This window comes from Jannaschia aquimarina (assembly GCF_000877395.1).
GTDB lineage: Bacteria > Pseudomonadota > Alphaproteobacteria > Rhodobacterales > Rhodobacteraceae > Jannaschia > Jannaschia aquimarina.
The window spans coordinates 135,001-145,815 of sequence record NZ_JYFE01000041.1 but is presented as its reverse complement, the minus strand read 5'-3'; the positions used below and the strand labels follow the sequence as shown (position 1 = coordinate 145,815).

Annotated in this window: 13 protein-coding genes; 4 read left to right on the top strand and 9 right to left on the bottom strand. The window is 66.1% G+C overall.

Annotated elements, in window-relative coordinates:
- Window positions 1-32: 32 nt before the first annotated feature.
- Complete coding sequence (locus tag jaqu_RS11275) at window positions 33-938, bottom strand: amidohydrolase family protein (RefSeq protein WP_236687841.1); 906 nt, start codon at window positions 936-938, stop codon at window positions 33-35.
- Window positions 939-1,032: 94 nt separating this feature from the next.
- Between jaqu_RS11275 and jaqu_RS11270 the strand changes: the two genes are divergently transcribed.
- Genes jaqu_RS11270 through jaqu_RS11255 form a run of 4 tightly spaced genes read left to right on the top strand, consistent with a single transcriptional unit; the run spans window position 1,033 to window position 2,699 of the window.
- Window positions 1,033-1,458, top strand: a complete 426-nt coding sequence (locus tag jaqu_RS11270; protein ID WP_043919180.1) for a TIGR01244 family sulfur transferase — start codon at window positions 1,033-1,035, stop codon at window positions 1,456-1,458.
- Window positions 1,455-1,787, top strand: a complete 333-nt coding sequence (locus jaqu_RS22245; protein ID WP_043919066.1) for an SH3-like domain-containing protein — start codon at window positions 1,455-1,457, stop codon at window positions 1,785-1,787. Before jaqu_RS11270 ends, jaqu_RS22245 begins: the two co-directional genes overlap by 4 nt.
- Window positions 1,780-2,049: an SH3-like domain-containing protein gene (locus jaqu_RS22240; protein WP_043919065.1), complete on the top strand. Its 270-nt coding sequence runs from the start codon at window positions 1,780-1,782 to the stop codon at window positions 2,047-2,049. The genes jaqu_RS22245 and jaqu_RS22240 overlap by 8 nt, the downstream gene beginning before the upstream one ends.
- Window positions 2,049-2,699 carry a nitrile hydratase subunit alpha gene (locus jaqu_RS11255; RefSeq protein ID WP_043919064.1) on the top strand — a complete coding sequence of 217 codons (651 nt, stop codon included), beginning with the start codon at window positions 2,049-2,051 and terminating at the stop codon, window positions 2,697-2,699. The genes jaqu_RS22240 and jaqu_RS11255 overlap by 1 nt, the downstream gene beginning before the upstream one ends.
- A gap of 52 nt (window positions 2,700-2,751) precedes the next feature.
- Here the strand turns inward: jaqu_RS11255 and lpxB are convergent, their stop codons facing one another.
- The 8 genes from lpxB to rseP all read right to left on the bottom strand — a co-directional run bounded on the left by lpxB (window position 2,752) and on the right by rseP (window position 10,815).
- Entirely contained in the window at window positions 2,752-3,870 is a 1,119-nt protein-coding gene (gene lpxB / locus jaqu_RS11250) for a lipid-A-disaccharide synthase (protein ID WP_084629750.1), read from the bottom strand.
- Window positions 3,867-4,772, bottom strand: a complete 906-nt coding sequence (locus tag jaqu_RS11245; RefSeq protein ID WP_043919063.1) for an LpxI family protein — start codon at window positions 4,770-4,772, stop codon at window positions 3,867-3,869. The genes lpxB and jaqu_RS11245 overlap by 4 nt, the downstream gene beginning before the upstream one ends.
- Entirely contained in the window at window positions 4,769-5,566 is a 798-nt protein-coding gene (lpxA, locus tag jaqu_RS11240) for an acyl-ACP--UDP-N-acetylglucosamine O-acyltransferase (RefSeq protein ID WP_043919062.1), read from the bottom strand. The genes jaqu_RS11245 and lpxA overlap by 4 nt, the downstream gene beginning before the upstream one ends.
- Complete coding sequence (gene fabZ, locus jaqu_RS11235; protein WP_043919061.1) at window positions 5,566-6,036, bottom strand: 3-hydroxyacyl-ACP dehydratase FabZ; 471 nt, start codon at window positions 6,034-6,036, stop codon at window positions 5,566-5,568. The genes lpxA and fabZ overlap by 1 nt, the downstream gene beginning before the upstream one ends.
- Window positions 6,037-6,163: 127 nt before the next feature.
- Entirely contained in the window at window positions 6,164-6,745 is a 582-nt protein-coding gene (locus jaqu_RS11230) for an OmpH family outer membrane protein (RefSeq protein ID WP_052500926.1), read from the bottom strand.
- On the bottom strand, window positions 6,745-9,129 hold the full coding sequence (gene bamA, locus jaqu_RS11225; RefSeq protein ID WP_236687840.1) for an outer membrane protein assembly factor BamA: 2,385 nt from the start codon (window positions 9,127-9,129) through the stop codon (window positions 6,745-6,747). Before bamA ends, jaqu_RS11230 begins: the two co-directional genes overlap by 1 nt.
- A 104-nt stretch (window positions 9,130-9,233) precedes the next feature.
- Window positions 9,234-9,359 carry a hypothetical protein gene (locus jaqu_RS22235; protein ID WP_269078988.1) on the bottom strand — a complete coding sequence of 42 codons (126 nt, stop codon included), beginning with the start codon at window positions 9,357-9,359 and terminating at the stop codon, window positions 9,234-9,236.
- 94 nt (window positions 9,360-9,453) lie between these two features.
- Window positions 9,454-10,815: an RIP metalloprotease RseP gene (rseP, locus tag jaqu_RS11220; protein WP_043919060.1), complete on the bottom strand. Its 1,362-nt coding sequence runs from the start codon at window positions 10,813-10,815 to the stop codon at window positions 9,454-9,456.

The following is a 10,815-nucleotide window of genomic DNA, read 5'->3' as shown; positions in this document are numbered from 1 at the left end:
TTGCCCCACCGGTCAGGCGATGGCGCCGAAGTTCAGAACCCGTAGAGACGTGCCGGGTTGTCGACGAGCACGGCGTTCCGTGTCGCATCGTTCGGACACACCCGATCGAACGCATCGAGCAGCGTGCCCCCCGAAGCGCGTCTCGCCCCGTTGAGCATGATCTGCGGCCAATCGGACCCCCAGAGGCATCGCTGGGCATTCGCGGCCAGCAGCGCGCGGATGTGGTCGTCCAGCCTGTCGAACGGCGCTTCGGCCAGACGGTAGGGGGCCGACAGCTTTACATAGACGTCGTGCCGCTCCAGCAGTCGGCAGAGCGTGGCGAAGCCCGGCTCGGTCGGACCGGCGGACACGTTCGGCCATGCCATGTGATCGAGCACCACGGGAACCGGCAATGCAGCGATCCGCGAGGCCAGGTCGGGCAAGTGTCGGTCGGCCATGCACAACATCTGAATGTGCAGGCCGCGATCCGCGAGGCGGGGCGCGATGGCCTCGACCCCGTCCCACGTAAGCACGCCGCCATGGACATAGTTCAGACGGACACCGACGGCGCCGCGCGCGACCAGCTCGTCCAGCTCCGCATCGGTGACCTGATCCGTGACCAGCACCACCGCGCGAGCGGCGTTGCGTCCCAATTCCTCGACCGTCCGCAGCGTCACCGTGTTGTCGGTCCCGTACAGGATCGACTGCACGACAACCGTTCTGTCGATGCCGTTCGCAGCCATCTCGGCGCGCCAGACCGCGAGATAGTCGGCGAACCCCAATGCCGCCGGGTCCTCCACCCGTCCGGGCCACATCGGCATGTCATTCGCCAGCATGTGGATGTGGGTGTCGCACGCCCCCTCCGGAGCGGGACGGGTTGGCGGCTGGGGCGCGACAGGCGGATCGGAACGGTCGAGGCTCATGCGCGCCGTATAGACGCCAAGCAGAGCGGCTTCCATGCTCCGGTCCCGCCGGGGCGACCGGTGAAACCGGATGCGCAAGACCGGCGAGGGACCCGTTGACCATCCCCCTGCCCTGACCCATCGTCGAATCATGGACCTGAGACCTCTTTCCGAAAGCCACTCCGTCGCCCCCATGCTGGAACCGGCCGACATGGCGATCCTCGCCGAACGCGGAGCGACGGCGATCATCTGCAACCGGCCCGATGCCGAAGTGCCGCCCGGCCACAGGGCTGCGGACATGCAGGCGGCGGCCGAAGCGGCCGGCATGGCCTTCACCTTCAACCCGGTCGCCATGCCGGGCCTCACCGTCGACGCCATCGAAGAGCAGGCGAACGCCATAGAAGCGGCCTCGGGCCTGACGGTGGCCTACTGCGCCTCGGGCACCCGCTCGGCGATCCTCTGGGCGCTGGCCATGGCAGGGCGCATGCCGACCGACGAGATCATGGCCGCACTCGACCAGGCGGGCTATCCGATGCCGGGCCTGCGCACACAGATCGAGACGATGGCGCAGCGATGACCGATGGACGCCGCTGGCACGACATGGGCGGACGCGAGGCGGGCCGCGTCGTGCCCGAGGATCACGATTACGCGCTATGGGAAAAGCGGGTCGACGCCTTGGTCATCCTGGCGACCACCACTGGCAAGATGAATGTCGACGGCCTGCGGCGCGTGCTGGAGGACATGGGCGAAGACGCCTTCGAGACCATGAGCTACTACGAACGCTGGGTCGCATCGCTGAACCAGAACCTCCTTGAAGCGGGCGTTTATACCCCTTCGGAACTGGGCGAGCGCATCGCGGCGGTCCAGGCACGCGGCGAGACTTACGGAGATGCGTCGAATGGCTGACTTCGCGCCCGGTGCGCGTGTCCGCGTCAAAGCGATGATGCCGCCCGGCCACGTGCGCACGCCGGGATACCTGCGCGGCCGCGTCGGAGAGGTCGAGCGCGTCCTCGGTCCATTTCCGAACCCCGAACAGCTTGCCTACCGCCGGAAGGGAGATCCCCTCGATCTCTATCGTGTCCGCTTCCCGCTTGGCGATCTGTGGGACAGGGACGACGCGGACACGCTGGAGGCCGAGATCTACGCGCACTGGCTGGAGCCGGCCTGATGCCTCACGATCACCACGATCATCTCTCTCCATCCGGTCATCCGTATCGGCCCGATCAGGATGGACCGCTGACCTACTGGCAGGCGATGGAGATCGCGATCCGGGAACTGATGGTCGAGAAGGGCATCGTCACCGCTGCTCAGGTTCGAGAGCAGATCGACGCGATGGACGCGCGCAGCCCGGCACAAGGCGCCGCCTTCGTTGCGCGTTTCTGGACGGATCCTGCCTTTCGCGATCTCGCGCTGCGCGACGGATCGAACGCCTGTGCGGAGATGGGCTTCGAGGTCGGTCCCATGCGTTTGATCGCGCTGGAGAACACGTCCCGGCTGCACAACGTCGTCGTCTGCACCCTGTGTAGCTGCTATCCGCGCAACCTGCTCGGCCTGCCACCCGACTGGTACAAGAGCCGCGCCTATCGCTCCCGCACCGTGCGGGAGCCGCGAAAGGTGCTCGCCGAGTTCGGCACGATCCTTCCGGAAGGCGTGGAGCTTCGCGTCCACGACAGCACGGCCGACATGCGCTACATCGTCGTCCCGCGCAGGCCGGACGGCACCGACGGCTGGCAGCCCGATCGACTCGCGAAGCTGGTGACGCGCGACAGCATGATCGGCGTGGCAGAGGCGCTGCCTGCAACCGAGGCGCCTGCCTGACCGGGCTGAGGTGGATCCTGCAGCCGATGTGCCCAGGGCATGTCTCGACCGCCTACAGATGGGCCAGCACAGAGCGTGCGGCACGCAGACCGGGCGCTTCGCCCCCGCGGCCCAGACGATCCATCGTCAGGTCCAGTGCCTCGCGCTGGGTTTCCCTGAGAGAAGGCACCGTCAGCAACCGGGAGAAAGCTTCGCCCACGGGACCGGGCTTGCAGGCGGCGCCGAGGAATTCGGGTACGGCGCGCGTCTCGCTGACGAGATTGACGAGCGTCACGGTATCGACCTGGAGCATGCGTGCGAGCAGGAGGCGGCTCAGCCAGGCCATGTCGTATGCGATAACCATCGGGACCCCGTTCGCGGCCAGTTCAAGGCTGACAGTGCCCGAGGCCGCCAGCGCGGCGTCGGCTGCGGCGAAGGCCGCACGGCGATCGTCCTCCTCCGCCACGACAAGGGGCTTGCCGGGCCAGTTCCGCGTCGCCTCGGAGAGACGGTCCTTCAGATGCGGGAGGGTCGGAACCACGACACGGACGCCGTCGGGCAATTGCCGCAACGCCTCACCGAAGATGGACGCAAGGCGCGCGATCTCCCCTCCACGAGAGCCGGGCAGAACGAGAGCCAGGCGCTCCCCGTGGGCCGAACGGAACGCCTCTGCCTGCGCCAGGGTCGCTCGGGGCGCGGCGACCACGGGGTGGCCCACGAAATCGCAGGTCATACCAGCGGCCTCCATGTAGGGCGGCTCGAACGGCAGAAGCGCGAGGATGTGGTCGATGCTGCGCGCCATTTTCGCCGCCCGGCCGGGCCGCCACGCCCAGACGGAGGGGGCGACGTAGTGGATGGTCCGGATCGAAGGGTCCGCGGCGCGCACCTTCGCCGCGACCCTCAGGCCGAAATCGGGACTGTCGATGGTGATCAGCGCATCCGGCTTGCCGTCCAGCACGGCCTCTACCGCTTGATCCCGAAGGGCGAAAAGTTCCGGGAGACGCGGCAGGACCTCCGCGAGGCCCATCACCGACAGCCGATCCATTGGGAACAGGCTGTCGAGACCCCGCGCGATCATCTGCGGCCCGCCGATACCAGCGATCCGCGGCTTTGCAATCGTATGCAAGCCGTCCATCAGGGCCGCGCCAAGGCGGTCCCCAGATGGCTCCCCGGCCAGAAGAAACAGGTTCACGGCGTATAGGCGTGCAGGAACAGCCCTGCGCCGCGCGCGATCTGCGCGACCTCGTCGCGGTCGATCACCAGCACGCCGCCGGCTTCCACGGCGATGCCCGCGAGCTGGGCCTTGGCGGCCCGCTGCGCGGTTTCCGGGCCGATCGTCGGCAGGTCGATGCGTCGGTCCTGACCCGGCTTCGGCGCCTTCAGGAGCACCCCGCCCGGGGGACGCGGAAAGTCCGGCAGACCGGCGGGGAGGCCGGGTCCGGACAACCAATCCGCTGCCCCGCCGAAGAGATCACCCCCGAAAAGCCCCCCTGTGGATGGCCGAGGCGGTGCGGGGGGTGGCGGCGCGAGCGAGGCCAGCATCCAGTCCGTCCCCGGCAAGGCCTCCACCGCCAGGACCTGCCCCGCCACGACGACGCAGGCCTGCCCGACATCGGCCGACCCCATCGCGGCATGGACCTCCCGTGCACGGGCGATGTCGGCGCGGTGTCCTTCGTCCGGTTCTCCGATCTCCGGCAGATCGACCAGTTCCGGCGCGACGTCCTGCACGCCGACGACGGCGAGGCCGGCCTCTTCGAAGAACGAGATCACGGCGCGCAGGGCGGCATCGTCGCCGGAGCGGATCGCCTGCATCATCCGAGGCACAAGCGGCATCGTCGCCGCGTCCACTGCCTCGGCGTCCAAAGGCGGACGGGCCACGCGGCCGGCGAAAACCACCCGCTCTACCCCGTCATCCTTCAGGCCGGCGATGAAGCTGCCGAGATGTTCGATGCGAAAGCCACGCGACTGGCCCACACCCTCGGGCACGAAGCCTTCGAGATGGCACGCGAACCACGGCACATCGGCGCGGCCCAATGCGTTGGCCACGGCGCGGGGCAGACCGCCCTGCCCCGCGATCAGCGCCGTGCGGCTCATTTCGGCACGAGGAACGACCGATCGGTCGCGCCGGTGATGAACTCCACCATACGCGTGACGTAGGCGCTGTCGCTTTCCTCACCAAGACGGCGGGCCCGCTCGGCGAACGTGCCCTCGCCCTGTTTCAACGTCAGCAGCGCGGCACGCAAAGCCTGAATGTCGGAGCGCGCAACCCCGCGTCGCTTCAGTCCGACGAGGTTCAGGCCGTCCAACTCTCCACGAGGTCCATGAACGAGGCCGTAGGGCAGCACGTCCGCCGTCACCATCGACAGGGCCCCGATGATCGCCCCGCGCCCGACCCGGACCCATTGATGAATGCCCGACAGCCCGCCGATGATCACGTCATCCTCGACCTGGCAGTGACCGGCGACGGCAGAGTTGTTCACCACGATGACGTTGTTGCCGACATGGCAATCGTGGGCGATGTGGCATCCCGCCATGTAGAGCCCGTCATCCCCGACCACTGTCTCGCCCCCGCCGCCTTCGGTGCCCGGATTCATCGTCACGTATTCGCGGATCCGGTTCCGCCTCCCGATCGAGAGCTTCGTGCGTTCGCCACCGAACTTCAGATCCTGAGGGATCTCGCCGATGCAGGCAAAGGGCCAGATCGTCGTCCCCGAACCGATCTCCGTCCAGCCGGTGACAACGACATGGGATTTCAGCTCGACCCCTTCGTTCAGGGTCACGTCCGAACCGACGACGCTGAACGGACCGATGCGCACCCCGGGCCCTAGGCTTGCGCCCTCTTCGACAATCGCGCTCGGGTGGACGGAGGCGGACGGGTCGATGGCCATCAAGCCGCGTCCTTGGGCAAGTCCATCATGGCGGTGAAGTCGGCTTCGGCGGCGAGTTCCCCCTCGACGGTGGCGCGCCCCGTGAACCGCCAGACCTTCGCGCCGGGCTTGCCCCGCGTGACGGTGACGGCCAGTTCGAGCACGTCGCCCGGAACGACCTTGCGGCGAAATTTGGCGCCGTCGATCCCCATGAAATAGACGAGGAAATCCTTGTCCGCCAAATCGTTGCTGACCCCGACCATAACCGCCGCGGTCTGAGCCATCGCCTCGACGATCGTAACCCCCGGCATGATCGGCGCCTGAGGGAAATGCCCCTGAAAGTGCGGCTCGTTGAAGGTGACGTTCTTCACCCCCGTCGCGGACGTGTTCGCAACGATGTCGCGGACCTTGTCGATCAGGAGAAAGGGGTACCGATGCGGAATGATCCGCTGGATGAGGTGGATATCGGCTTCACTCGGGGTGTCGGACATGCGCCCTCCTTCACGTCTGTAACGGGGGTAGCAGGGCGGCCGGAGCGGGTCCAGTTGGCTGGTGCCGGGGACTCGCATGCCCGCTTGGCGACCGCGTATTGGACTGCGCGATGGCCCCCGTTCAGATCTAAGGATCGGTGGCTTCCTCGACTGGAGCGGGGGTCTCCTCTGTCCCGGAAGGGTCCTCCAGCCCGTGCCCTTCGCCCAGTTCCGCGTCGATCCGGCGAAGCGCGGCCTGGGTGATGTCGATCCCCTCGGCCGAAGCGATGACGAAACGCCGATCCAAGAGGATCTGCACCCCTGCCTCCTGAATGAGAGCGCCCAGGATCGGGCGCACCCGCTCCAGAAAGACCTGTTGTGCCCGGTCCGACTTGGCCTGGATTGCTCGCGCCTTGGCGTCCTGCGTCCGCCGGATCCCTTCCACTCGCGTATCGAAGGCCTGCGCCAACAGGCGAAATTCGCCCGGTTCCATCTCCTTGCGCCGTTCGGTCAGCGTCAGTTCTTCGGCCTCGAGTTCCGCCTCGATCCGCCGGTTCTCGGCCCCGAGTTCCGCGGTCTCTGCCTCGATTTCCCGCAGGATTCGTTGGCCGAACGCAGAGCGCGGAAAGAGGGCATCCCGGTCGAGCACCGCGATCGCGTCCTGACCCTGCGCATGGCCGGGAAGCGCGATCCACGCGGCCAATCCCGCGAGGACGCCTCTGCGGTGCATCAGAACCGCGTCTGAATCGTCAGATCGAAGGACTGGGTCTCATCGAAGTCGCGCTTGTCGATCGCCTCGGAGAAGTCAAAGCGAAGCGGGCCGATCTGGGTGTCCCACAGGATCGAGAAGCCAACGGCGGAGTTCAGGAAGAAGTCATCGTCCACGAGGCCGATCCCGTCGTCGCCATCGGCGCCACCGTCCACATCGTCCAACCCCCAGACCGAACCGGCATCCAGCCAGAGCGCGCCCGAGATGCCGTATTCCTCGGGGATGAACCCAAGAGGAAATTGCGCCTCGAAGCGGGCGGACGCGAAATAGTTGCCGCCCAGAGGATCGTCGGGCGCGAACGGGTCACGCGGACCGATCCCACCCGAGGCGAAGCCCCGGATCAGGCCGGTGTTGTTGATGAAACGGTTACCTCGTACGGAAACCGTGTCGTCCAGCGACACCAGCGCCCCGACATCCAGCGATGCGCGCAGCACGACCTCGTCGTTCCGGACCGTCCGCTGGGCATCGACGCCCAATGTCGTCTTCACGAACTTCTCGTCCCCGCCGAGGCCCGCGAATTCCTGGCCAAATGTCAGCCGGATGCCTCTCGTTGGATCGAGACCGGTCCCGATCGTGTTGTAGACGAAGCTGTACCCGACCGAAGAAGTCAGCGTCGGGTCGCCCGCATCGCGCAGCAGGATTGCCGATACCGGATCAATCCCTTCGCCCGGATCGACGATGCCATCGTCGTTCACGTCAAAGGGATCCTCGTTCCGCTCCAACTCCGTTTCCGTCAGGCTGTAGAAAACGTTCAGGCGGGAATACTCGCCCACCGGAAACCCGAGGCCGGTACGGAAGCCGATATCCTTGCTGTCGAAGTTCCGGCCATCGCGCGACGTCTCGTTGTAGAAGGCGGACACGCTGAATGCGAGATCGCGGTCGAGGAAGGCCGGCTCCACGAAGGTGATGTTCGAGGCCGATGCCTGGCTGCCGGTATCGACGGCGAAGTTCAGCGTCTGTCCGCGACCCAGAAAGTTGGTCTCGGCAAAGCTGAATGCCACGCTGGCCTGGTTGTCGGACGAATAGCTCACACCAAAGCCGAGCGATCCCGTCGGTTGTTCTTCGACGTCCACGTCGACGATCACGCGCCCTTCGTCGGTCCCCTCGCGGGCGGTGACCTCGGCCTGGGTGAAGTAACCCAAGGCGCGGATGCGTTCGGCCGCCGCGCGGATCTCGCGCGGATTAAAGGGATCGCCCTCGACCGTCTCGAACTGGCGGCGGATGACCCGATCAAGCGTCGTCGCGTTGCCCTCGATGTCGATGCGTTCGACGAAGACGCGTTCTCCACGCTCGATCACGAATTCGATGTCCAGCGACAGATCGGCATCGTTGCGGGTCACGCGGGGCGTCGCACGGATGAAGCTGAGACCGTCTCGGGTCGCAAGAAGCTCCAGCCGCTGGATCTGACGCTCAACGGCCTGCGGCGAGTAGACGTCGCCATCGTCGATCCGGATCTGGCGCTGGTAGGCGTCGATGTCGATTTCGGGCAGATCGGACGTGACCGTGACGTTGTTGAAACGGAACTGCTGTCCCTCCTGCACACGGAAGGTCAGGAAGTAGGCATCGCGGGACGGCGAGAGTTCAGGCGTCGCGGACAGCAACTCGAAGTCGATGTATCCCCGGCTCAGATAGAAGTCGCGCAAGAGCTGCGAGTCGAAGGCCACACGGTCGGCGACGAACGTGTCCGAGCCGATGAACGTCCGGAAGATACCCGCCTGCTTGGTCTCCAGAACGCGCCGCAGGCGTCTGTCCGAGAAGGCGCGGTTCCCGACGAAGCTAATCCGCTCAACTTCCGAGACCTGTCCCTCGGCGACCTCGAAGATCAGGTCGACACGGTTGTCGCTGCGGCGGATGATCTTTGGCACCACGGTCGCCGCGAGGCGTCCTTCCTGGGCGTAGGCCTGGGCGAGGTTCGCGGCGTCCTGCTCGGCCTGACGGGGATCGTAGACGCGACGGACCTGGCTTCGGATGATCTGGTTCAGCACCTCGTCATCAACGCGGCGATTCCCCTCGATGGAGATGCGGCTGATCGTTGGGTATTCCTCGACAAGAACCAGAAGCTGGTTGCCCTGCGGGACGACCTCGACGCTTTCGAAGAGACCCGACGCCTGAAGGCGCTGGATCCCATCGTTCAGCGCGCCCGCGCTGACCACTTCGCCGGGAGTGACGCCAAGCGTGGACAGGATCGTGGCTGTTTCGATGCGCTGGTTCCCCTGCACGTCGAAACTGCTGAACCGGAAAGATTGCGCGTGTATCGCTGCCGCCGTGACCGCGGCCAGCGCCGTGCCCGAAAGGAACGTCAGGATCGGCCTATACCCGATCCGCCCGCCAGAGCGTGCCCCCATCGCTTCCATCCTGTCCCGCCATTATTCTTGGGATCGGAGTAGCGTGGGGCCCAACCCTTGTCAAAGAGCCAGCACCCGCGCGTGTCGGGTGTGGCGTCTGCGCGTCAGAGGGACTGGATCCAGGCAGCCATCAGAATCGCACCGCCGATCGCGAAGGCCGACAGGAAACGGTCGATGTTCAGCCCAAGGAAAAGGGACAGGCCGCGATATCCATCTTGCATATGTCGCATGTCAACTCTCCTGCTCTGCGATGAACAGGTGAAGGTGAATTCGGGCGCGATTGGGGCAGCCCGGCGGCGATAGGGCGACTTTTAGTCTTCCCGACTACCGCGCCAGCAGGCCACCCGGACAAAAGAGGTCATTCGACAGCGCGAAGATCATGAGCGCCGCCATCAGGGTGATCCCAGCCGTCATGAGGACCTTTACCGCGTTGTCCGACGGAGGCCGGCCGCGCACCGCCTCGTAGGCATAGAACACGAGATGCCCGCCATCGAGTACGGGGATCGGAAAGAGGTTCAGCAGCCCGACCGCGGTCGACAGGATGGCGATGAAGAGGATGAAGTTCTCTGCCCCCAGCGAGGCTGTGGCCCCGGATACCTGCGCGATCCCGACCGGTCCGGAGAGGTTGCAGGTACTGATCGTCCCGATGAGGATGTGCTTGAGAGCCGAAAGCGACGTCGCCGCGATGTCGTAGGTTTGCGTCGCGCCGTGCGCGATCGCCGAGAACGGCCCGACCCATTCCGTGGCGGGGGCGAACGCCAGCTCTCCGCCGATACCGATCAGGTATTTGTTCTCGAACCCACCGTCTTCTGCCGGTCTGGCGGATTCGCGCGGGTTCAGCGCGACCGGGGGCAGCATCCCCTCTTCCGGGCGCCAGACTTCAAGTTCGAGTGTCGCTCCTTCGGACGCCGCGACGACGTTCTGCAGGTCACGGAACGAATGGATCGGAGAGCCGTCAACCGTCTGGATGAGGTCGCCCGGCCGAATGCCGGCCTGCCAGGCGGCCGAGCGCGGCTCGACCGATCCGGCGCGCGGCGGAAGAGCGGGCGCGGCCTCGACTTCGAGTTCCGCGCCATCGCGCAGGACCGTGTAGGTGACCGTCGCCTGATCCGACACGTCCTTGAGCTGCTCATGCATGTCCGTGAGCGAGCCGACGGGCGTCCCCTCGACGGCCAGCACCTCGTCGCCCTGGACGAGCGTGGGCACGTCTGCTGGCAGAGCCACGTAGTCCCCAACGACGGCGTCATCGGTCGCGCGACCGGTAAACAGGGCGAATGCCGCGAAGATGACGAGCGTCAGAAGGAAGTTGATCGCAGGCCCCGCGAAGACTGTGGCGGCCCGCTTCCACAGGGCCGCGCCGGTCATCGTTTCGGCACGTTCGCTTGCCGACATCGTGGCCACGGTGCCGTCGTCACCCACCGAAGCCGCGTTGGCGTCGCCGCGAAACTTGACGTAACCGCCAAGCGGAAGCGCCGCGAGCTGCCATTGCGTCCCACGGCTGTCCATTCGCTTCAGAAGGACCGGCCCGAAGCCGATCGAGAAGACATCCGCCTTGATGCCACACCAGCGTCCGACGATGTAATGGCCGTATTCATGGACCGCGACGATGATCGAGATCGCGACGATGAAGGCCAGCAAAGTCCACATCACGCTGCCGAATTGAAAGATCACTCCCGCAGCGTCCAT